16 protein-coding genes and 2 other RNA genes are annotated in these 21,354 nt (G+C 62.1%); 2 read left to right on the top strand and 16 right to left on the bottom strand.

Annotated elements, in window-relative coordinates:
- Positions 1 to 56: 56 nt before the first annotated feature.
- From C1A13_RS06535 to C1A13_RS06525, 3 genes are all read right to left on the bottom strand, one after another.
- On the bottom strand, positions 57 to 1,103 hold the full coding sequence (locus C1A13_RS06535; RefSeq protein WP_101550301.1) for a TAXI family TRAP transporter solute-binding subunit: 1,047 nt from the start codon (positions 1,101 to 1,103) through the stop codon (positions 57 to 59).
- A 91-nt stretch (positions 1,104 to 1,194) separates the two neighbouring features.
- A complete protein-coding gene (locus tag C1A13_RS06530) occupies positions 1,195 to 1,881 on the bottom strand; it encodes a GntR family transcriptional regulator (protein WP_101550299.1) in 687 nt (228 codons plus the stop codon).
- A 400-nt stretch (positions 1,882 to 2,281) separates the two neighbouring features.
- Positions 2,282 to 2,971, bottom strand: a complete 690-nt coding sequence (locus C1A13_RS06525) for a GntR family transcriptional regulator (protein WP_101550296.1) — start codon at positions 2,969 to 2,971, stop codon at positions 2,282 to 2,284.
- A 370-nt stretch (positions 2,972 to 3,341) separates the two neighbouring features.
- Here C1A13_RS06525 and C1A13_RS06520 point away from each other — a divergent pair, with 370 nt between their 5' ends.
- Complete coding sequence (locus C1A13_RS06520) at positions 3,342 to 4,493, top strand: M24 family metallopeptidase (protein WP_101550294.1); 1,152 nt, start codon at positions 3,342 to 3,344, stop codon at positions 4,491 to 4,493.
- A gap of 346 nt (positions 4,494 to 4,839) precedes the next feature.
- Here the strand turns inward: C1A13_RS06520 and C1A13_RS06515 are convergent, their stop codons facing one another.
- From C1A13_RS06515 to C1A13_RS06460, 12 genes are all read right to left on the bottom strand, one after another.
- Complete coding sequence (locus tag C1A13_RS06515; protein ID WP_242970894.1) at positions 4,840 to 6,291, bottom strand: GntR family transcriptional regulator; 1,452 nt, start codon at positions 6,289 to 6,291, stop codon at positions 4,840 to 4,842.
- A 55-nt stretch (positions 6,292 to 6,346) separates the two neighbouring features.
- On the bottom strand, positions 6,347 to 8,968 hold the full coding sequence (locus tag C1A13_RS06510) for a hybrid sensor histidine kinase/response regulator (RefSeq protein WP_242970824.1): 2,622 nt from the start codon (positions 8,966 to 8,968) through the stop codon (positions 6,347 to 6,349).
- A 2-nt stretch (positions 8,969 to 8,970) separates the two neighbouring features.
- Positions 8,971 to 10,923, bottom strand: a complete 1,953-nt coding sequence (locus C1A13_RS06505; protein WP_101550290.1) for a 5'-nucleotidase C-terminal domain-containing protein — start codon at positions 10,921 to 10,923, stop codon at positions 8,971 to 8,973.
- A gap of 252 nt (positions 10,924 to 11,175) precedes the next feature.
- Positions 11,176 to 11,525, bottom strand: a transfer-messenger RNA (tmRNA) gene (gene ssrA / locus C1A13_RS06500).
- 74 nt (positions 11,526 to 11,599) lie between these two features.
- Positions 11,600 to 12,067: an SsrA-binding protein SmpB gene (gene smpB / locus C1A13_RS06495; RefSeq protein WP_101550288.1), complete on the bottom strand. Its 468-nt coding sequence runs from the start codon at positions 12,065 to 12,067 to the stop codon at positions 11,600 to 11,602.
- 22 nt (positions 12,068 to 12,089) lie between these two features.
- A complete protein-coding gene (locus C1A13_RS06490) occupies positions 12,090 to 12,488 on the bottom strand; it encodes a GtrA family protein (protein WP_101550286.1) in 399 nt (132 codons plus the stop codon).
- 79 nt (positions 12,489 to 12,567) lie between these two features.
- Positions 12,568 to 13,167: a recombination mediator RecR gene (gene recR, locus C1A13_RS06485; RefSeq protein WP_101550284.1), complete on the bottom strand. Its 600-nt coding sequence runs from the start codon at positions 13,165 to 13,167 to the stop codon at positions 12,568 to 12,570.
- Between the two features lie 7 nt (positions 13,168 to 13,174).
- Positions 13,175 to 13,522 (bottom strand): YbaB/EbfC family nucleoid-associated protein, encoded by a 348-nt coding sequence (locus tag C1A13_RS06480; RefSeq protein ID WP_101550282.1) that lies wholly within the window; start codon positions 13,520 to 13,522, stop codon positions 13,175 to 13,177.
- Between the two features lie 32 nt (positions 13,523 to 13,554).
- Positions 13,555 to 15,165: a DNA polymerase III subunit gamma/tau gene (gene dnaX, locus C1A13_RS06475; protein ID WP_101550280.1), complete on the bottom strand. Its 1,611-nt coding sequence runs from the start codon at positions 15,163 to 15,165 to the stop codon at positions 13,555 to 13,557.
- 60 nt (positions 15,166 to 15,225) lie between these two features.
- An RNA gene (gene ffs / locus C1A13_RS06470) (signal recognition particle sRNA small type) lies at positions 15,226 to 15,323 on the bottom strand.
- 85 nt (positions 15,324 to 15,408) lie between these two features.
- Positions 15,409 to 16,275 carry a DegV family protein gene (locus C1A13_RS06465; RefSeq protein ID WP_101550278.1) on the bottom strand — a complete coding sequence of 289 codons (867 nt, stop codon included), beginning with the start codon at positions 16,273 to 16,275 and terminating at the stop codon, positions 15,409 to 15,411.
- 121 nt (positions 16,276 to 16,396) lie between these two features.
- Complete coding sequence (locus C1A13_RS06460; protein ID WP_101550276.1) at positions 16,397 to 18,013, bottom strand: peptidoglycan D,D-transpeptidase FtsI family protein; 1,617 nt, start codon at positions 18,011 to 18,013, stop codon at positions 16,397 to 16,399.
- A gap of 156 nt (positions 18,014 to 18,169) precedes the next feature.
- Here C1A13_RS06460 and C1A13_RS06455 point away from each other — a divergent pair, with 156 nt between their 5' ends.
- Positions 18,170 to 18,928 carry a hypothetical protein gene (locus C1A13_RS06455; RefSeq protein WP_101550274.1) on the top strand — a complete coding sequence of 253 codons (759 nt, stop codon included), beginning with the start codon at positions 18,170 to 18,172 and terminating at the stop codon, positions 18,926 to 18,928.
- Between the two features lie 47 nt (positions 18,929 to 18,975).
- Here the strand turns inward: C1A13_RS06455 and C1A13_RS06450 are convergent, their stop codons facing one another.
- Positions 18,976 to 21,273: an ATP-dependent Clp protease ATP-binding subunit gene (locus C1A13_RS06450; RefSeq protein WP_101553202.1), complete on the bottom strand. Its 2,298-nt coding sequence runs from the start codon at positions 21,271 to 21,273 to the stop codon at positions 18,976 to 18,978.
- Positions 21,274 to 21,354: the final 81 nt, after the last annotated feature.

Below are 21,354 nucleotides of genomic sequence, written 5' to 3'. Positions count from 1 at the left end.
AGGATTGCCGGCCGGCGGAGACGGGGCCTCTTATGGTTCCCGCTGACGACCAGCGTTTATGGCAAGATGCTGATATCGAACCCGGCCTCCTTGTAGTAGCGCTCGGCGCCCGGGTGCAGCGGGAACGGGCAGTTGACCGCGGCGGTCTTTTCGTTGGTGTCCTTCCAGGCCGCGTGGATCGCGTCCAGTTCGTCCTTATGCTCGAACATGGATTTGGTGATATTGTAGACGAGCTCCTCGTCCATCGTATCCTTTACCATGAAGACGCAGCCGATGACCAGGGTGTTGACCGGCTCCTTCAGGCTGTCCACATAGCCCGCCGGAATCTGGCCGATCGTGTAGCAGGGGCTCTCCGCGTTGACCTCCTTGAGTTTCTCCATGTCCATGTCGATAAACCGGATCTTTTCGGTCGTGTCCAGCTCGATCAGACCGGGGGCCGCGCCGCCCTGCGGGAAGGTCATCATGAACGCGTCGATGTTGCCGTCCTTGAGCGCCTCCGTCTGCTGGGAGATGCCGCCCTGGTACTGGTCGACGTCCTTTTCAATGTCGATGCCGTGCGCCTTGAGGATCGCGACCGCGATTGTGTAGGCGCTGCTCCCCTGCACGCCGACCCCGAGTTTTTTCCCCTTCAGGTCCTCGATGCTGTGGACCGGGGAGCCGTCCTTGACGAGGATGCAGATGATGTTGTTGCTGAACATGGTGAGGGTGCGCAGGCTCTCATCCTTTTCCAGACCGGCCAGGCCGTGGTACTGCTGGTAGGGGATGTCCGCGGTCGCCATGCCGATCTCCATCTTTCCGCTGCGCACGAGGGTCAGGTTTTCAATGGTGGCCGCCGAAGGAGTCGCGCTTGCCTTTGCATTGGGAACATAGCTTGAAATCACATTGGCCAGCGCGCCGCCCATCGGGTACCAGGCCCCGCCCACCGTCGAAGTCCCGATGGTGAGCAGCTGGGTCCCCGCGGGAGCCGCCGCTTCCTGGGAAGCGCCCGGGGCCGCGTCGGGGGCGGGCGTCTGGGGCTCCGCCTTCTGGCCGCACCCCGCCGTGCCGATGATCAAAGTCAATGTCAACAGAACCGCAACTAAAATACGCATGCTTTTTTTCATGTCACACACTCCTTTTCTCCGTTCCCTCGATTGCAGTTCGAATCCTTCCTTTCAGGCACATCCCCTTTCCGCACATCCATTTGTTTCCCGGCTACGCGCCGGGCAGCCCGCCCGACTCCCGCTTCAGGCGTTCGTTCGCCTCGCGGACCCGTTGCCGTACGGTGCGGCAGCCGTATATCATATGGATCCTGATTAGGTCCTCAACCAACTTCTCATCCCTGTCGCTCAGGGCCTGCATGATCTCCAGATGCCTCCGGATCGAACCGTCGATCTGTTCCACGCTGGTGTAGTACTGCGGGTAGCGGTGAGAATAGTGCATCAGGTCGGAGATGATGCCGATCAGGCGTTCGTTGCCGCACAGCCGGTAGATGTAGCTGTGGAACGCCTGGTTGCAGAGCCAGTAGGCATAAAAATCCGCCGATTCGCGGTATTGCCTGCTGTCCTCGATCATCCGGTAGAGCTCTCCGATGTCCCTTTCCGTGACGCGCCGGGTGGAAAGCCTGGCCGCCAGGCTTTCCAGTGACGCGCGGATCTCAAACGTCTTGCACACGTCCTCGTCGCTGATGATGCTGACGGTGATCCCCATGTGCGGGGCCGTCACGAGGTACCGTTCCTGCACAAGCTGCTGGACCGCCTCCCGCACCGGGATTTCGCTTACCTCAAATTTTTCCGCGAGGCTCGTGATGGTCAGGCGGCTGCCGGGGGCGACGCTGCCCTGAACGATCTCATCGCGCAGTTCGTAATAGACCTTCTCTTTTTTCGTCCGGTATTTTTTCATACAATGTTCTTCCTCAAAATATATTTTTCAAAAATATAATATACTTTACCATCAATATAGCAAAGGCACTCCGCAAAAGCAAGCATTATTTTCCTACCGCGTAAAAAATAGGCGTTTTGTGCATTTATTACCGTACAATCTTGTGGTTAATGCAAATATTATGCATAATTACCACTATATTTTCCATTACTTTTTGTTTATATTGATTTCTCCGCCTTTTTTACTTCTGAAAAAATTGAAAATGTTTAAACTCCCATTCGAAAAAAATATATATTTTTCTTTACAACAATATATATTGATAAACTTTTCAGCGCGTTTTCAGACATAAAAAAGCAGCCGTCCCTGACGGCTGCTTCCCCGATATGGGCCGCGCGGTGCGGCTTCTTCTGTAAATATTTCGCTACTCCTTCTCTCCGGGGGCCTCCTCCCCCATCAGCTTCCGGCGCGCCTCCCGCACCCGCTCCTGCACCGTCTTGCACCCCATCACCATATGTGCGCGGACGAGGTCCTCCGTCAGCCGTTCGTCCCGGTCGGAAATCGCGTGCGCGATTTCCAAATGCCGGTCGATCGACCGCGAAATCTGCTTCGCATTCGTATAGTACTGCGGGTAGCGGTGGGAGTATTGCATCAGGCCGTCGATGATCCCAAGCAGGCGTTCGTTCCCGCAGAACTGGTAGATATAGCGGTGGAACGCCTGGTTGCAGAGCCAATACGCGTGGTAATCCAGTTCCTCATAGTATTTCCTGGAATCCTTGATCATCTTGTAGAGCTCGAAGACCTGCTCCTCCTCCATGCGCCGCACCGACAGGCGGGCCGCGAGGCTCTCCAGTGCGGCGCGCAGCTCGAAGGTCTTGCGCACGTCCTCCTCGCTGACGACGCTGACCGTAAGCCCCGCGCGCGGCGCGCTGATCAGGTAGGACTCCTGAAGCAGCTGCTGCACCGCCTCCCGCACGGGGATCTCGCTAACGCCGCATTTCTCCGCGATGCCGGCGATGGTGAGGCGTTCTCCCGGTGGGATTTCGCCCCGGATGATCTCTTCCCTCAGCTGGTAGTAGACTTTTTCCTTTTTGGTTTTATACGGCTTGGTCATAGACACGCATCTCCCGACTATGATTTTCAGATCATTCGGATTCGGCAGGCATTCAAATCTCCATCAAAATATATATTTGTTCAGGCCCATTCTAACTATATCAAAAATTTCCATTATTGGCAAATGAATTTCAAAAAAACCAAAAAAGAATCGCTTCCCTTCTTCTTAACGCTTGCGGCTGGAAATAAAGGCAAAAATCGTCTGCTTTTGTTGTATGATATCGCTAAACTTTTGAATGCGGATGGGAATCCGGTTGCTTTTCCCATTCCGCACATGCTATAGTAGAGGCGCGGCATTCCTTTGTTTTTTATCGGAAAATATATTTTAGGTCCTCAACCTATGATTTTGCGATAAAGAAGGAGTGTGTCCTATGATCCCAATCAATTTTGAAAAACGGCGCGCCGCGGTGGCACGGAAGGTTGAGGAAGCCGGTTTCGACGCCTACCTCGGCACCCGCACCGCCGCGCTGCACTATCTGGGCGGCGTCTTCATGCCGTGGCGCGGCATCGTAATCGTGACCAAACGCGGAGACTGCCGGTTCGTCTACTGGAAGGGCGACTCGGAACGCGTGCGGCTGGAGGGCCCCCCGATGAAGCTGGCCACCTACGGCGTCAGCAACATGATCGATGTGGCCGTAGGGGAACTGGTCGACCTCGGCGTGGCCGACGGTAAGATCGGCGTCGACCTGGAGCTGTTCGGCAACGCCCAACTCGCCCCCGGCATGCTCACCGCATCCGAATACCTCGCCCTGTGCAGGGCCCTGCCCGGGGCGGACATCCAAAACGGCGTGGCTCTGCTCGACGACGTGATCCTCCTCAAGGACGAGGCGGAAATCGAACGCCTCCGGCTGGCCACCGCTGCGGGCGACTACGGCTACGCCTGCGGGCTTGCCGCCATCAAACCCGGCGTTACGGAAAACCACATCGCGGGCGTCATCGAAAAGGCGATCCGCGATAAGGGCAGCTACTGGTCCTGGTCGGTCACCGCGGGGACGGAAGTCGGCTCGGGCGAGCGCACCGCCTATCTGGGCGGCGTGACCAACATCTCCACCGAGCGGAAGATCCGCAAAAATGAATTTGTCATTCTGGACCTTCACCCAGCGGTCGACCTCTATTACGCCGACATCTCCGTCCCGGCGTTCATCGGCAGGCCCAACGACAAGCAGAAGCACCTGATCGAATGCTGGGAGACCGCCGTGGCGACCGTCTTCGACGCCATCCGTCCCGGCGTCGCCATCGCCGACGTTGTGCGGAAGGGCGTTGCCGTCTATGAGCGCTTCGGGCTCGCGGAATACGGGGTAAACGGGTTCGGGCACGGCCTCGGCGTCTGTGCGCGCACCGCGCCCGCGATCAAATCCTACTGCAAGGCGGAGTTCCTCCCCGGCATGGTGTTCGCCCTGGGGGCGCATCTCTACCAGCCGGGCGTGGGCGGCATGCGTCTGGAATATCCCGTCATGGTCGGGAAGGAGCGTGCCGAATCCCTCGGCAGCACCGAGTTCCGGACGCACTACGTGGAGCTGTAGGGAGCATCCCGCCCACCGCTTCCCTCTTCGCCGCCGCTTCAAAAATGCGGGGCAAAACGTGGGTGATAATCAAAAAAAGAACCGCATGAAACGTACCGTTCATGCGGTTCTTTGTACGGATGCGAACCGTACGCTCTTCCGAATGTATCAATAAGGCCGTTTCGGTCTTTGATGTTTCGCAGACCGACGGCAAAGAACTCTCCTGGGCGCCTTTGTCTGAGGAACAGCCGGCTTGACGCCGGACCGTGCGGCGATGGAATTCTGGCAGCTGATCACCTGCTCCGCCTCCACCGCCAGGCAGGGAGCCGCCATAGTAAGCGCCGGGGCCGGCGGATCAGCATTTATTTCATGGGTGCACCTCTATCGTATCGGTAATTTCCGGCGAGATATTTTCACCATCTCCAGATGGGGACTGCTTGCAGTAATCGGTCAGGATCATTTCCGCAAGGCGTGCCTCACGGGCCATCAGGGCGCCGAACTTTCCGGAAAATCCCTCCCAGTCCCGGCGTGTCAGGCAGTCCGCGGCCTGCCCGATGGTCTGAGCATATTCGCTTTGCAGGCTGTGATTCCGCAGCCGGTGGACAGTAAAGGGGTATCCCCAGGCCAGAAATTCCTGGAGCGCCCCATAGCACTCCCGCACCATGGCCAACGGGCACCGCTCCGCAATAAAATTCAGAACAATATCAAAGCAGCGGTGGCAGCGGTCCCTTTCACACATCTCATTGAACTGCGCCGTCAAGCTGTCGCTGTCCGCTTCCGGCATCGTCCGCAGCATATGCAGCGAGACCGGTCCGGCCGTCAAGGATAAAAACTGCAGGCTCTCCCAGTAATACCGCAGTCCCTCTTTGATCTCCGGGCGGGAAAACTCAATATCCTCCACCTCCATACACACCAGCGTCCCTTTGCCATGGAAGGAGCGGGTCACGCCAAGGCTGCTTAAAATACTGAGCGTACGGCGCAGGGTGCGTACAGAGACGTCCAACTCCTCCGCCATCTTCGGCAGCGGCGGCAGGTAGCTCCCAATGGGATAGACTCCCGCCGGAATTTTCCGGATGATCCGGGCCGCCAGCGTATAGCAGAGCTGACGCCGCTGCCGGTAGATCGTCCAGTGGAACGGGACCTGCTCCTCCGCCGGGTAACGCCCCCGGGCCTCGTGGCAGATGCCGATAATCTGGCGGATCGTGCCGCCGGCGTCATACAAAACCTTATCTGACCGGCCGGCCTCATTATCCCGGTCGTTTTGAAACATTGCGGACGCAACGGCATCATAGGCGTCTGAAACGGAGAGGCATGAGAAGCGGAGATAGCGGTCCACCTCCCAGAATAGATTCAGGATGAGAGAGTTGTTCAAAACGGACAGGAGCAGAGCGCAGAGCCGAATGGCGGGTGAAATAATCTGATCCTTCCGCCCCGCCTCCCAGTTCTCCCGCAGGCGAGTCCGGCAGCTGTCGTCCATCTCCCGCAGCGCGTGAGTCAGAAGCGGCTCCAGCAGATAGGGCGCAGAGCGGCGCAGATCCTGGATCCCGTCACACCGCTGTGCGTAGTAGCGCGCCACAGCCTCCTCACGCGCGGCTCGGTCCGCCTGGTAGGTGACCCAACTGCCCTGTTTTGCCTCCATACGGATATAGCCATCCTCCGCCAGTATTAAAAGAGCGGCCCGAATGGTCTCCGGGGCCAAGTGAAAGGCGCCGGAGAGCTCCAGGATTGAGGGCAGCTTTTCACCATCAGAAAGCAGACCCGCCATAATGCGGGTGCTCAAATAATCATAGACCGATCCGCAGATCAACTTGTCGCTCACTTGCAAATGAAAAAACCTCCAAGTCAGATTCAACCATTCTATTATAACACGTTTTTCATTTTTCCGCCCCCGCACCTGTTTCCCGGCCGAACATAAACCGGTTCATCTGTGCATAGAGCGCCTTGATGTCAAACGGCTTGGAGATGTGGGCGTCCATCCCGGCCTCCCGGCTCTTATCCGCGTCCTCGGCAAAGGCGTTGGCCGTCATGGCGAAGATGGGGACGCTGCGCGCATCGGGGCGCTGAAGCGCCCGGATGCGGCGGGTGGCTTCGTAGCCGTCCATATGGGGCATTTGGATGTCCATCAGGATGAGGTCGTATTGCCCTGGGCCGGAGGTCTTGAACCGTTCCACCGCCTCCACGCCGTCCATGGCGGTATCTACAGAGGCTCCCGTCATCCCGATCAGCTCCGTCGCAATCTCCAGGTTGATCTCATTGTCCTCCACCAGAAGGATGTGCTTTCCATGGAAATCGCAGTCTGCATAACCGCCGCCCGGGCTGGGCTGCTCGCGGTCCTGGCTGAGGCCGGCCAGCGCATCGGCCAGGCTGCTCTCGAAAATCGGCTTGGTGACGATGCCCGCAGCGCCCAGCCCCTCCGCCGCCTGGGCGATGTCCGAGGCGTCGTTGGCGGTAATTATGACGATAGCGGTCTCGCCGCCCACGGCGGCGCGGATGCGGCGGGCCGTCTCCAGCCCGTCCATACCCGGCATCCTCCAGTCCAAAAAGCAGACGTCGAAGTCCTCGCCCCGGCTGTGGGCCTGCTCCACGCGGGCGACGGCCTGGAGTCCGCCGCTCACCGACTCCGAGCGCACCCCCATCTTGCCGAGCACCAGCGTGATGTGCTCACAGGCGTCCGGGTCGTCATCCACAACCAGGGCGCGGAGGTCCTCGTACCGGATCGGTTCCCTGCGTTCCTTCACCCGGCCGAAGGGCAGCTCCACGGTGAAGGCGCTGCCCTCGCCCGGGGTGCTGTCCACCCGGACGCTGCCGCCCATCAGCTCGGAGAAGCGCTTGACGATGGCCAGCCCCAGGCCGGTGCCTCCGTACTTGTGGGTCACGTCGGCGTTTTCCTGTTCAAAGGACTGGAAGATCTTATCAAAGTTCTCCGCCGCAATGCCGCAGCCCGTGTCCTGCACCACGAACCGCAGCCAGAGGGTGTCCTTATCCCCCAGCCCGTCCAGCCGGGAGACCCGCAGACAGATGAAGCCGCCGGCCGGAGTAAATTTCAGCGCGTTGGAAAGCAGGTTGGCGAGAATCTGATTGAGGCGCAGGGAGTCCCCCACCAGGGCCTCGTCCACGTCGCCGAGCAGGGTGGTCTCGCAGTGGATGCCCCTGTCTCTGGCCTGGGTGTAGTAGAGGTTGCCCAGGCTCTCCAGGAAGGAGCGGAAGTCGAACCGTGCCTTGCGCAACTCCACCTTGCCGCTCTCGATCTTGGACATATCCAGCACGTCGTTGATCAGGGCCAGCAGGTGGTTGGAGGAGAGGGTGACCTTCTTCAGGCAGTCGGCCACCTTGGCGTCGTTGCCGATGTTCTGCGCGGCGATGGCGCTCATGCCGATGATGCCGTTCATGGGCGTACGGATCTCATGGCTCATGCGGCTTAAAAATTCGCTCTTCGCCAGGTTTGCTGCCTCCGCCCGCCTGCGCGCAGCCTCCGCCTCCGTGTTCGCGCGCAGCAAGGCCCGCTCGCTTCTGCGCATGGTTGCGTAGTAATAGAAGAAGACCGCCGACAAAATGGCGAGGATAATCACCAGCACGATGACCGCGTTCCGGTTGAGTCGGAAGGTCAGGTTGCGCACCGTGGTGTCCACCAGCTCATAGGGCGCGATCGTGAGTATAAACCAGTCCGTCTCCGGTACGGGGGCGTAGTGCAGATACCAGTCCCCGCCGTCCAGAGAGAGGGCGGCGATCCCCGCACCGCCGAAGCGGAAATCCGCCTGAAGCTGCTCCAGGGAGTACCCGCCGTCAAAGGCCGCGTACTGCTCCAGGGTGGAGAAGATGTTGGTGCCCTTGGGCACGTCGGCGCTGTACCAGCTGTTGTTAATGATGTAGTTCCCGTTGGGCGCCACGATGCTGGAGTAGGTCCGGGTGTCCTCCTTCTCCAGGGACAGCTGTTGGTTCAATGCCACGGTATCCAGCCCCGCCAGCACCGCGATGAACGTCCGGTCTCCGTAGGCCTGGGGCCGGATGGTGGCGCCCAGCAGTAGTATATCGTCCCCCAGAATTGTCTCGTTGTAGGAGACGAACGTCTCCTCCCCCTCCAGCAGTCTGCCAAGGGAGCTGATCTTGGAGGCCGCCGGAAAGGCGCCCTCCACGCTGTGGTACTCCCCGTGGTCGTCCAAAAAGGCCAAAAAGGTGAAATTGTTGTACTCCTGCACCTGTCTGAGGAAGCCCGACAGCGCCTGCTGATCCTCCAGGTCCTCGTCGGAGAGTGCATTCACCGCGGTGCGCAGCTGGGCGAACTGGGCGCGCAGGCTGGTCTGGAAGTGGCCGACGGTCTGGGAGGTCAGCTCCCGCAGATAGAGCGTACTCATTTCCATGGCGGCCTGCCGGGAGACCGTGTTGGAGAAATGGATCATGCCCAAAAAGCATATGGTACAGGCGAGGATGATCGAAACGAGAAACAAGGCCGTAAAACTGGGCCTTTTCCTCCGCTCATGCGGCTGCAGGTCCTCCATGGTCATCCTTCCCTCCCCGCAACGGTGATGCGGCCCTCCAGCCTGGCGGAGATGGGCTCGTCCCGGTGGTTGTAGAAATAGGCCCGCGCCGCATCGGCATAGGTCGCGCCCGTGTCGTCCAGCAGCGTGACGTCTTCTGCGGCAGGCGTGTCGGCGCTGAAGAGGTTCAGCATCGTGTAGCCGTCCCCGTTGTTGTCCAAATATCCGCTAGAGCCCGCCATATAGTTGTTTACAGCCAGCCGATAGCGCCCGTCCGGGTCCAGGGGCGTCCCGTCCGGCAGGGTCGCGGACAGCAGCTCGGCGGGCGTACCGCCGTCCTGCGGCGTATAGGCGTAACGCAGCCCCGACACCTGGAGGAAGCGGCCGCCGGGCACCTCGTCCCGCGCGGTCATGGAGATGCCGTTTTTCAGCATCTCCAGGATAACGCTGCCCCGGGCCTCCACCAGGACGATGGTGTTGGCGTAGGGGCAGACCGCGGCCAGGTCCGCGCCCAGCACGTCGCCCTGATAGAGGCTGGCGCGGATGCCGCCGCCGTTGACCACGGCGATGTCCGCCTCCGTGTACTCCGCCACGGCGTCCGCCATCAGGTTTCCGATGGCCGTCTCCTCCAGGCGGGTGTTGTAGTTTTCATAGAGCAGGTCCTCCGCCACGCTGCCCACTACCGACTGGTCGTAGTCCACCGCCTCGGAGCCGTTGACGCAGTAGTCGTCCACCGCAGCCAGGGCCTCCGCCATCTCCGCCTTTCCGTTCAGCACGGAGATCATTCGTTCCCCGAAGTACTGGATGATGTTGGAGGGCAGCCGCAGATCGTAGATATATCCGCCCTCCACGCAGTCCTCCAGGCCGGCTGGGATCTCGTTTTCCGCATCCTCATACCCGGTGAGGTAGGAGTTGGTGGCCCCGGTATCGGCGATCCAGGCGTCCTGCCCCTCCTGGGTGGAGAGCAGCTCCAAGACGCGCTTGCAGGCGTCCAGCTCCGCCTCTCTGCCCGGTTCGCTGAGCGCCGCGTTGATGCCGATGTAGCCGTCGGGGGAGGAGATGGCCCAAGGGTGGTTTCCCCGGCCGCTCAAAAAGGGCAGCATCACATATTCGTAGGCGTCCGCCTCGCCGCAGAGCTGCGCGAACAGCCGCGCGTTCCCGTAGCAAAACAGCAGCGTGCCGTCCAGCATCCGGTCCTTGACCGGCAGGGCGTTGGTCTGCTTGAGTGAGAGGGTCTGGGCGTTCAGATAGCCCCGCTCCACACAGCTCTCCAGGTCGTCCAGGCAGTTGTCCCACCGCCCGCTGAAGGCGACGGTGCCCTTTTCGACGCCGCCCATCCACCGGATGCCGTCCATCAGGCCGAGGAAGTCCGGCACCTGGGTGCCGATGATGTAGGAACCCACCGCCGCGGTCCCGACGATGTCGATGCCGAACATGGTCCCGTCCGGTCCGATGCCGACGCCCTCTTCCCTGCCGGCGTCGAGCAGCGCCATCAGCTCCGCGTTGGAGGCGGGCAGCGCGTCCGCCAACCCGTCGGCAAGGGTTTTGTTTAAGATGTAGCCGGAGTACTGCCCGGGCAGGGGCAGGTAGCGCGTCCTGCCCTCGATCATGACCGGGTCCATCACCGTGGCCTGGTAGCCGGTGGAAAAGGCCGTGGCGCTCAGGTCCAGCATATAACCCTTCACGTCGCCGGTGGGCAGGGTGGTGACCACAAGGTCGGTGCCGTGGCTGTTGCGCAGGCGGCGCTCGCTGTCCCCGTTCATCATGGCCGTGGTGGTGGGCTCCACCTGCAGGTCGATGTCCTGACAGGAGGTCTCCACCAGCGCCTCAAAGCGGTTCAGGCCCGATGGGTACATCATGGTGACCACCGTTTTCCCAGAGGAAAGCGCCGCCTCCGGTATCTGCTGCCGGCAGCCGGTACTGCCGAGCAAAAGCGCCAGTCCCAGGAAAAGGCAGATATAACGTCTCTTTTTCATTTCAACTGCTCCCTATCGCGCCTTGATTGCCCCACTGGCAGCCAACGGGCTTTATAATCTAAATTTTAATTATCGTAGCATATTCATGGACATAGTTCAAGGCATATCTGATATATTTATGGACAGAGATGCCAGAAAGACAGCCGAAAGCGTGGAGGCGTTATTTAAAAGTATTTTGGCGGGCGAACAATAAAGTGGGTTATTCAAAACGAAAGGACCGCATGAAACGTACTGTTCATGCGGTCCTTACTATGGTGGAGCCGAGGGGAATCGAACCCCTGTCCGAAAACCAGTCCATACAGGCTTCTCCGAGTGCAGCCGGTCTTTTTAAATTCCCTTGCCGCGCCGCCGTCCGGCAGGCTGCGCAGCTTGGTAGCCCCGAATACAATCCAGCCCTACGAGGCGCTCGGGCGGATCGTTCACCACTAATCGACGCTCTGTCCGCGGCCGTGGTACTCCGCGGCAGAACGACGGCTTAATTAAGCCGCAAAAGCTAAATTATTGTTGTCGTCTAATTTAAAAACGTCATACTTTTATAGAGGTGCATGCTCCTCTACTCGCTACCCGTACTTCATGACCCCCGTCGAAACCTTTACGGCCCCGTATCGGTGGGGAAAGCCTTTCCCATGGCCATTTTGTCACGATCTCTATGGGATTGTGCCTATTATACCAGAGTTTACGCCTTTTGTCTATCGCGCAGGGCGCGGTCAATATCCCGCTGAGCGGCTTTCTTGGCCATATCGGCGCGTTTATCGTGCAATTGCTTACCCTTGCAGAGCCCCAGCTGCACTTTCACGCGCGAGCCCTTGAAATAGAGGGAAAGCGGGATGAGCGTATAGCCCTGCTGCGCGACAAGCCCGGCCAGCCGGTGGATCTCCCGCCGGTGCATGAGCAGGCGGCGCGGACGGTAGGGGTCCTTATTAAAGATATTGCCCTGCTCGTAGGGGGAGATGTGCATCTGCTTGATGTAGAGCTCCCCGTCCACGACGTCGCACCAGCTGTCCTTGAGGTTGCAGGCGCCCTTGCGCAGGGATTTGACCTCGGTGCCGAAGAGTTCGATCCCCGCCTCGAAGCTGTCCTCCACAAAGTAGTCATGCCGCGCCTTGCGGTTGAGCGTGATGGTTTTGGTGGACGCTTTTTCCACGCCCGCACCCCCTTTTGTCCGGTTACTTCTGTCCTTTGAAGATCCACAGCCGGCTGATGAGGAAATTCACCGCCAGCGTAAAGCAGGTGACGACCAGTTTGGCCGTCAGCTTGCCAAGCCCCAGCTGCACGGTGCAAAGGTTGATGAGCAGTACGCTGAGCAGCAGCACCGCCAAGTTCCCCACGATGAACCGCACGAGCTGGAGGCTGAAAAAGCGCTCCCCCGTCCGGAAGGTCCAGCTGCGATTGACAAGGTAGCTGTTGAGCATCCCCGCCGAATAGCCGCACACCTGTGAAAACGGCACGCTCAATCCAAGCGCGACCGCCAGCAGCGTATAGACGCCGAAATCGATCAGCGTGTTCGCCGCGCCGGTGACCCCGAATTTGATGATCCTTTTAAATTCCTCGCGGTCGAGCCGCATCTTTGATCCATCTCCCCCGGCGGCGGGACAGCCGCTCTTTTAGTATGGTCCGCAAACCGGGAAATAGTCTATGTAGCCGTCAGATTTCGCTGCGCCCCTCGAGCGCGCGGTAGAGCGTCACCTCATCGGCGTATTCGAGGTTGCCGCCGACCGGGATGCCGTAGGCGAGCCGCGTCACCCTGACGCCCATCGGCTTTAGCAGCCGCGCGAGGTACATCGCCGTGGCCTCCCCCTCGACGGTGGGATTGGTGGCCATGATGACCTCTTTCACCTCGCCCGAACCGATGCGCGCGAGCAGCTCCTTGATGTGGAGCTGATCGGGGCCGATCCCGTCCATCGGCGAGATCAGCCCGTGCAGCACATGGTAGAGCCCGTGGTATTCCCGCGTGCGCTCGAACGCCAGCACGTCCTGCGAGTCCTCGACCACGCAGATGACGCTCCCGTCCCGCGCCGAATCGGCGCAGATCGGGCAGAGCTCCCCTTCGGTGAGGCTCTGGCAGACGCGGCATTTCTTGATCTTGTCGTGCGCCTCGGTGATCGCGTCGGCGAACTGCTGCGCCTTTTCGCGAGGCAGGTTCAGCACGTAAAACGCCAGCCGCTGCGCCGTCTTGCGCCCGATGCCGGGCAACCGCTCAAACTGCTCGATCAGCTTGGTGAGCGGTATTACGTTATATGCCATGATCCGCTCAGAACATGCCCGGGACCTGCAGGCTGCCGGTGATCTTCTCCATCTCGGCGGCCGAGGTGTCCTCCACCGTGCGGATGGCCTCGTTGACCGCGGCCACGATCAGATCCTGCAGCATCTCGATATCCTCGGGGTCGACGACCTCCGGCTTGAGGACCAGCTCGCGCAGCTCCTTTTTGCCCGTCATCGTCACCTCGACCATGCCGCCGCCCGCGGTGGTCTTGAACTCCATCTCCTCGAGCTCGGCCTGCTTTTTCTTCATGTCCTCCTGCATCTTCTGCGCCTGGCGGATCATGGCGTTCATATTCTGCGGGCCGCCGCCCATACCCTGTGGCAGTCTTGCTTTCATGGTTCCGATTCCTCCAACCTGTTGTTTCCTTTTTATTTCAGTTCCACCGGCACGCCCAGGTCGCTCGCCTTTTTGAGAAGCCCGTCAAGCGGGTCGGCGGAGACTTCGGCAACCGCGTGTTTTTTGGCGTTGTAGGGCCCGAGGCTGAACTTCTGCCCCGTCACCGCGAAGATCGCGTCGCGCAGGCTCTCCTTTGCGGCGGGACTCGTGCGCAGCAGCGTGCGGAAGAAGTCGCTCTCGCAGTCGATCAGCATGAGGTCGCCGCTCGTGAAGGCGCGCGACCCGGTCATCGCGCCGCAGAGCGCGCCGTTGTGTCTGCCCAGCTCCGAAAGCACCTTCGCCCAATCCTTGAAAGGCGAAACCTCGCTCTTTCCCTCCGCCTTTTCGGCGCGCTGTTCGGGCGCGGGGCGTGCCCCGGCCGTGGGCGCCGCTGCCGCCGCGGGCGGCTCCGGCGCCGTCCCGCGCGGCGCGTCCGGTTCCGGCGCGCGCGCCGGGACCCCGGTCCTTACCGCCCGTTCGAGCTTCTCGAGGCGCTCGCCCAGCGCTTCCAGTCCGCCGCCCATCTGCTCGTCGCACAGCCTTACGACGGCCATTTCGAGCTCGGTGCGTTTGAAGGCGGTGCGGGAGAGCCTGCCCAGCGTGTCGCCGAGCAGGTCGAGGGAATAGAGAATCCGCGTGAGCGGCAGGTCCTTCGCCTGGGCGCGCAGCCGTTCAAGGTCCTCCGGCGTGCCCTGCACGAGGTCGTCCGGTTCGCGGACGGTCTTGACGATCATCAGGTCGCGGTAGTGGCCGACAAGCTGTTCGCAGAGGCGGGAAAAGTCGATGGAATTCTCGCTGAGCCTGCCGATGACGGCGAGCGCCCCGGAGGGGTCGCGCCCGTTCACCGCGTCGGCGAGGTCGAAGAGGTGGGACTGCCCGGCAAGCCCGGCGGCCTCGGTGACGGTGGAGAGGGTGATCTCCTTTCCGTAGGAGGCGCACAGGTCGAGCAGCGACAGCGCGTCGCGCATCCCTCCGTCCGACAGCCGCGCGATGAGCAGCGCCGCGTCGTCCGCGAGGGAGAGCGCCTCCTCGCCCGCCACATGGAGCAGACGGTCGGCGATCGTGCGGGATTTGATGCGCTTGAAATCGAACCGCTGGCAGCGGGAGAGGATGGTCGGCAGGACCTTGTGGATTTCGGTGGTGGCGAGGATAAAAATGACGTGCGCGGGCGGCTCCTCGAGGATTTTGAGCAGGGCGTTGACCGCGCCGGGCGAGAGCATGTGGCACTCGTCGAGGATGTAGACGCGGTATTTGACCGAGGCCGGGAGGAAATACGCCTCCTCCCGGAGCTGGCGGATGTTGTCCACGCCGTTGTTGCTGGCCGCGTCGATCTCGACCACGTCGAGCACCGAGCCGTCGTCGATCCCCCGGCAGGCGGCGCACTCGTTGCAGGGGTTGCCGTCCACCGGGCGCTCGCAGTTGACCGCCTTGGCCACGATCTTGGAACAGGTGGTCTTGCCCGTCCCGCGCGAGCCGGTAAAGAGGTAGGCGTGGGAAAATTTGCCCGCGGCGACCTCGTTCTTGAGGGTCGCGGTGATGTGCTCCTGCCCGACCACCTCGTCGAAGGTCTTCGGCCGCCATTTGCGGTAGAGCGCCTGGTACATCGATTCCCACCACCTTTCCGTAAGAAGAAAAAAACGCAAAACTGTGTGCCCACATATGCGGACATGCAGATTACCTGCGGCACACATCACAACCGCTTAATGCTGCTCGGTTCCCCGCCTGACATGGTTCACGGCGCTCTGTCGCACAGGACCCGCATACCCGCATGTCTGGGCACACAATGTCTTGCGTATGCTGAACTAGGATATTATAGCACGGTATTGGGAAAATTTCAAGATTGGATTTTACTTGTGCTTGGCGTAGAAGAAGAGCGCGACCGTCCCGGGGCCCGAGTGGGCGCCGATGACCGGGCCGACATAGCTGATCGTATAGTCCTTGAGCCCGAACCGCCGGCACACCTCGTCGGCCACGAACTGGGCGTCGTCGATGCAGTCGCCGTGGCTGATGGCAAACCGGTCGCATTTCTCCGGGTCCATCTGGCGCGCCATGCCCTCCACCAGCCCCAGCAGGGAGTTGCGGCGGCCGCGCACCTTGCCGGTGGGGATGAGCCTGCCCGCGTCGTCGACGTGGAGGAGCGGCTTGATGCCGAGCATCGTCCCGAACACGGCGGCCGTCTTGGAGACGCGCCCGCCGCGGTGGAGGTGGTTGAGGTCGTCCACGGTGAAGAGATGCGCCTGGCGGGGGATATCCTCCTTGATTCGCTCGGCGCTCTCGTCGAGGCTGAGGCCCTGCTCCCTGTACATGACGGCGCGCGCCACAAGCATCCCCTGCCCCGCCGACGCGGCGAGGGAATCGAGCACGATGATCCGCTGGGTGGGATACTGGGGCGCGAGCTCCTCGGCAGCGAGGCGGACGCTGTTGTAGGTGCCGGAGAGCGCGGAGGAAAACATGATGCAGAGCAGGTCGCTGCCCGCGTCGAGCAGCGGGGTCAGCGCGCGAACGGCGTCCTCGATGTTCACCTGCGCGGTGATCGGCATCTCGCCCGCCCGCACCATGTCGTAGAAAGCGGGGCGGGAAAGCGACGGATCGTTGCAGGGCCTGGTGACGCCGCCGATCGTGTAAGTCAGTTCCAGCTCCACGATATGGTTCTCGGCCGCAAACCCCGGGACCATATCCGCGCAGGAGTCGGTAACGATGACGTAAGGATTCATGTGTGTACCCTCCCAACAGGAATTGCCAATTTTCCCCCATTATACCACAGTTCCCGCCCCGGTTCCATACGAAAATGCCCATCCCCGGCGATTTTCTTTCAGGGCGGAGGGGATTTCCCGTCTATTTTCCCTGCCGCTGCAGCTCGGTGACCAGGATGCCGTCCGCGATCTTGCGGAAGATGGGGGCGGCGGTGTCCTCGCCCGATTTGCCGTCCTCCACGAGCACGACCACCGCGTATTTCGGGGTGTCCGCCGGGAAGTAGCCCGCAAACCACGCGTGTACGACTTCGCTCTCCTCCACGCCCGGCTCCAGGTAGATGCCCGTCTGGGCGGAGGCCGTCTTGCCGCCCGCGCCCACGCCGGCGACCGTCGGATTGGCCTTGACGCCGCTGCCCACCTCGACGTTGTTGACCAGCGTCTCCCGCAGGATGTCGGAGGTGCGCTTGGAAAAGACGCGGCTGGGGGCATAGGCCGCCGTATGCTCATAGTAGGTCTTTCCGTCGTCGGTGAAGCCCTCGACGAGCCGGGGCGTCACCGCGAAGCCGCCGTTGGCCGTGGTGGACACCATCTGTGCGATCTGGATGGGGGTGGCCGTGAGGGAGCCCTGCCCGAAGGAGAGGTTTGCGACGGCCGCGTCGCTCTCGAGCTCCGCGTCGGAGGGCAGGGTCCCGCTCTGGGTGCGGATGTCGTCGGTGAACTGGGCGGCGCGGGTGAAGCCGATCTCCCGCGCCATCGAGACGATGTTCTTGCCCCCCGTCTCGAGCCCGAGATGGATGAAGAAGGGGTTGCAGGAGATCTCGATCGCCTTCTTGAGGTCGATGTTGCCGTGCCCGTTGCGCCAGTGGCAGTAGAAGATATGCCCGCCGACGTCCGCGTACCCCTCGCAGGTGTACCGCTCGTAGCGGCTCACGCCGCTTTCGAGCGCGGCGGCCGCCACCACCAGCTTGAAGGTCGAACCCACGTTATACTGCGAGAAGGCGCGGTTGACGAACGGGCTGTCGGGGTCCTGCAGGCTTGCCGCGAGGTCGTTCGCGTCGTAGGCCGGCACCGAGACGGATGCCTTGATGTCGCCCGTGGCGACGTCCATCACCACCGCCGCGCCCTTTTCGACCCCCTTCATCGCCCGCTGGGCGATCCGCTGGAAGTCCGCGTCAAGGGTGAGCGCGACGCCCCCCTCGCTCTTGTAGTTGTCCCGCAGCACCTCGGGCGGGTTGAGGGTGAGGGTGTGTCCCGCCGCGTCGAGGGTGTAGCGCAGCTTGAGGCTGCCGTCATACTGCTTGAGCAGGTCGTCGTACGCCATCTCGATGCCCGCCGCGCCGTTCGTCTTTTCCGGGTTGAGGTAGCCGACGATGTGGGGCGCGAGCTGTTCGTCCCCGTAGCGTTCCACCGCGTCGATCATCTCGACCCCCTTGGCGTAGACCTCCTCCTCCACCGGGAGCAGGTAGGGCTTCGTCTGCGAGGCGCCCGCGGGCACCTGCTCCCCCGCCTCGGCAAGCGCGGTGAACGCCTCGGGCGAGGGCTGCACCGCCGCCAGCTTGCGCACCTCCGTGCCCACAAGGGGCTTGAGGTTGCAGTCGTAAATGACGCCGCGCGTGTTGTCCACATCGAGCACGAACGCGCTCTGGGTGTTCGCCGCCGAAGCGAGCGCGCCCCCCATCGAAAGCGCGTACACGCGGCAGATCATCCCCGTAAATATCAGCACCAGCGCCGCGTAGACGCCGACCGCCCTTCTTCCCATAAGCCGTCTCCTTTGCCTTTTCGTTACCTCTATTGTTGGCGGGAGACGGCGGATTTTATACGCGCCGCGCCCGCGCGGGAAAATTCCCGGCGGGACGCAGAAAAACCGGACTTTTCCGGCACTTCTATGTCAGAAAGATGAAAAGGGGCTGATCCGATGAACCGGACTGTTGCTGTACTGCTCGCATTGACGCTTTTTTTGACCGGCTGCGCCCATCCCGCATCCACGCCGGCCGCGTCCTCCGCGCCGGAGTCCGCCGCATTTGGCGCTCCCTCCGCGCCGCCAGAGCCGGAGGCGCCCGAAGCCGGCTCCGGGGCGGACGGTGCGTCGTCGGAAACGGAGACCTCCGCGCCGGCGGCGGTGGCCGACGTGGACGTCCTCCCCTCCGGCATCCGGGGCCTCACCTACGCCGAGGCGCTCGCCGACCCCGATTTCGGCGGCTGCTTCCCGCGGGAGCTTGTCGAGGGGTTTGCCGTGCGTGAGGCCCACCGCGGCGCGGACTCCCTCTTCATCAGCTTTGAGCAGGCGGTCGGCAACGCCGATTACCGCGAGCTCGTCCTTTCGGCCTCCCGCGCGGAGCCGGGCGACGGGGAACGCACCGTCGACATCGACGCGGTCGAGAGCTACGACGTGCACCTCTACGAAATCCCCTGGGCGGACAGCGTGCCCGAAAAATACATGGAAACCTTCGACCACCCCCTCTTTCGCGCGGAGGATCTCTCCCCGCAAGTGCTCGCGCGGCGGGTGTACGACCACCGGGAGCTGGGGGACGAGCACGTGGCCGCCGATTTCTCGGTGCTCTGCAAAGACGGCGTCACGATCCGCGTTATGGCGCGCAACATCGACGCGCTCGCGCTCTTTGATTTGCTCCAAAGCCTGCCCGCCGTGACCGCCGGGCAGGATGCGGCCGGCTGACGGCAGTCAAAAAGCGGCGCTCACCTTCCGGTGAGCGCCGCTTTTGTTTACTGGTAGATAAGCCTCAGGCCACCGTCCTCGACGGCCAGCTTCATCAGCGCGGGGACGTGGTCGGGGTCGTCGACCAGCCGCAGGCTGATGGCGTCCTCGACCTCCTTGCGGATGACGGTGCGCAGGTCGCGCGCACCGCTGCGCTTGCCGTACGCCTTGTGGGCGATGAGCGCCGCGGCCTCGTCGTCCCAGCCGAACTTGATCCCCTTCTCGGCCAGCGGGTCCTTGAGCTCTCCGAGCATCAGCCCGGCGATCCTGCGGAAATCCCCCTCGTCGAGCGGGCGGAAAACGACCACCTCGTCAACGCGCGCCAGAAACTCCGGCCGCAAAAACTCGGAGAGCGCCTTGAGCGCCTTCTCCTTCGAGGCCTCCCCCTCGGTGCGGTTGAAGCCGAGCGCGCCTTCGCGCCGCTCGCTGCCCGCGTTGGAGGTCATGACGATGACGGTGTTCTCGAACGAGCAGACCCTGCCGTGCGCGTCGGTGATGCGCCCCTCGTCGAGGATTTGCAGCAGGATGTTGAGCACGTCGGGATGGGCCTTTTCGATCTCGTCGAAGAGGACGACCGAATAGGGCTTGCGGCGCACTTTTTCGGTGAGCTGCCCCGCCTCGTCGTAGCCGACGTATCCCGGGGGCGAGCCGACCAGCCGGCTGACCGTGTGCTTCTCCATGAATTCGGACATGTCCAGCCGGATGAGCGGGTCGGCCGAATCGAAGAGCTCCTTGGAGAGCACCTTGACCAGCTCGGTCTTGCCCACGCCGGTCGGGCCGACGAAGATGAAGGAGGCCGGGCGGCGGCGGGCGGAAATCTGCACGCGGGAGCGGCGCACGGCGGCGCTCACCAGCTCGACCGCCTCGTCCTGCCCGATGATCTTCTCCTTGAGCGCGGGCTCGAGCCGGGCCACCCGGCGCAGCTCGGTCTCGCGGATCTTGGCGGCGGGGATGCCCGTCCACAGTTCGATGACGTTGGCGAGGTCGTCCCCCGTCACCGGCTGGGCCAGCGCCCTGGGGCCGACCTCCTTGAGCTTTTCATCGATGACGATCTTTTCCCCGCGCAGCCGCGCGATCGCCTCGTAATCGGGCTCGTCGGTCGACGCCTCGAGCTCCTCGAGTTGCTCGGTCACGTCGCCGTCCTGCTTCATCAGGCGGTCGTACTCCGCGAGGTCGGCGTTGCGCAGCACGGCGGCCGAGCAGGCCTCGTCGAGCAGATCGATCGCCTTGTCGGGCAGGAAGCGGTCGGTGATATACCGCTCGGACAGCACGACGGTCATGCGCGCCAGCTCGTCGCTGACCACCACCCGGTGGTGCTGCTCGTAGTAGCTCTTGATCCCCTTGATGATCTCGACCGACTCCCCGATCGAGGGCTCCTCGATCGTCACCGGCTGGAAGCGGCGCTCGAGCGCGGCGTCCTTTTCGATGTTCTTGCGGTATTCGTTGAAGGTGGTCGCGCCGATCACCTGGATCTCCCCGCGGGAGAGGGCGGGCTTCAAAATATTCGCGGCGTTCATCGAGCCCTCCGAATCGCCCGCGCCGACGAGGTTGTGGACCTCGTCGATGAAGAGGATGACGTTGCCCGCCTCCTTGATATCCTCGACGAGCCCCTTGACGCGGCTCTCGAACTGCCCGCGGAACTGGGTGCCCGCGATGAGCGCCGTCAGATCGAGCAGGTAGAGCTTCTTGTCCGCGAGGCGGAAGGGCACGTCGCCGCACGCCAGCCGCTGCGCGATCCCCTCGGCGACCGCCGTCTTGCCGACGCCCGGTTCGCCGATCAGGCAGGGGTTATTCTTGGTGCGGCGGTTGAGGATCTGGATGACGCGGCCGATCTCCCGGTCGCGCCCGATGATCCGGTCGATCTTCCCCTGCTCCGCCTTGAGCGACAGATTGTCGCAGTAGGCGTCGAGGTGCTTGTATTTTTTTTCGGGGGCGCCGCGCTTATTGCGCGGGGGCTTGGGCTTCTCGCGCAGCCGCGCGGGCGGCTCCTGCGGAAGCTCCTCCTTTTTCGGCTCCTGCGGCACCAGGCCGCCGCCGAGGATGTTTTGCAGAAAGGGCGGCAGCGCCTGCGCGCCGCCCATCTCAAAGCCGTTCTCGCCGTCCGCGCCGAACATATCCATCATCTGGTCGGAGACGCTGTCCAGCTCGTCGTCGGTGATGCCCATCTTCTCCATCAGGTCGCTGACCGGCTTGAGCCCAAGCTCCTTCGCGCAGCGCAGGCAGAGCCCCTCGTTGACCGTTTTATCCCCGTCAAGGCGGGTCATGAAGACCACCGCCAGGCGTTTCTTGCATCTTGTACACATCATATCCATCAGATTTTTCACCTTTTCTCACAAACGGAAATAGAATCTACCAGACTATATTGTATATGCCCGTTGTGAACAACA

The organism is Anaerotruncus massiliensis (ex Togo et al. 2026), assembly GCF_900199635.1.
Classification (GTDB): Bacteria; Bacillota; Clostridia; order Oscillospirales; family Ruminococcaceae; genus Anaerotruncus; species Anaerotruncus massiliensis.
The sequence above is the reverse complement of the archived record's forward strand: the minus strand, read 5'-3'. Positions and strand labels throughout refer to the sequence as shown.

Coding starts and splice junctions, on each gene's coding strand:
- C1A13_RS06535 (WP_101550301.1), bottom strand. CDS start 1,103: ATGAAAAAAAGCATGCGTATTTTAGTTGCGGTTCTGTTGACATTGACT.
- C1A13_RS06530 (WP_101550299.1), bottom strand. CDS start 1,881: ATGAAAAAATACCGGACGAAAAAAGAGAAGGTCTATTACGAACTGCGC.
- C1A13_RS06525 (WP_101550296.1), bottom strand. CDS start 2,971: ATGACCAAGCCGTATAAAACCAAAAAGGAAAAAGTCTACTACCAGCTG.
- C1A13_RS06520 (WP_101550294.1), top strand. CDS start 3,342: ATGATCCCAATCAATTTTGAAAAACGGCGCGCCGCGGTGGCACGGAAG.
- C1A13_RS06510 (WP_242970824.1), bottom strand. CDS start 8,968: ATGGAGGACCTGCAGCCGCATGAGCGGAGGAAAAGGCCCAGTTTTACG.
- C1A13_RS06505 (WP_101550290.1), bottom strand. CDS start 10,923: ATGAAAAAGAGACGTTATATCTGCCTTTTCCTGGGACTGGCGCTTTTG.
- C1A13_RS06490 (WP_101550286.1), bottom strand. CDS start 12,488: ATGCGGCTCGACCGCGAGGAATTTAAAAGGATCATCAAATTCGGGGTC.
- recR (WP_101550284.1), bottom strand. CDS start 13,167: ATGGCATATAACGTAATACCGCTCACCAAGCTGATCGAGCAGTTTGAG.
- C1A13_RS06480 (WP_101550282.1), bottom strand. CDS start 13,522: ATGAAAGCAAGACTGCCACAGGGTATGGGCGGCGGCCCGCAGAATATG.
- dnaX (WP_101550280.1), bottom strand. CDS start 15,165: ATGTACCAGGCGCTCTACCGCAAATGGCGGCCGAAGACCTTCGACGAG.
- C1A13_RS06465 (WP_101550278.1), bottom strand. CDS start 16,275: ATGAATCCTTACGTCATCGTTACCGACTCCTGCGCGGATATGGTCCCG.
- C1A13_RS06460 (WP_101550276.1), bottom strand. CDS start 18,013: ATGGGAAGAAGGGCGGTCGGCGTCTACGCGGCGCTGGTGCTGATATTT.
- C1A13_RS06455 (WP_101550274.1), top strand. CDS start 18,170: ATGAACCGGACTGTTGCTGTACTGCTCGCATTGACGCTTTTTTTGACC.
- C1A13_RS06450 (WP_101553202.1), bottom strand. CDS start 21,273: ATGATGTGTACAAGATGCAAGAAACGCCTGGCGGTGGTCTTCATGACC.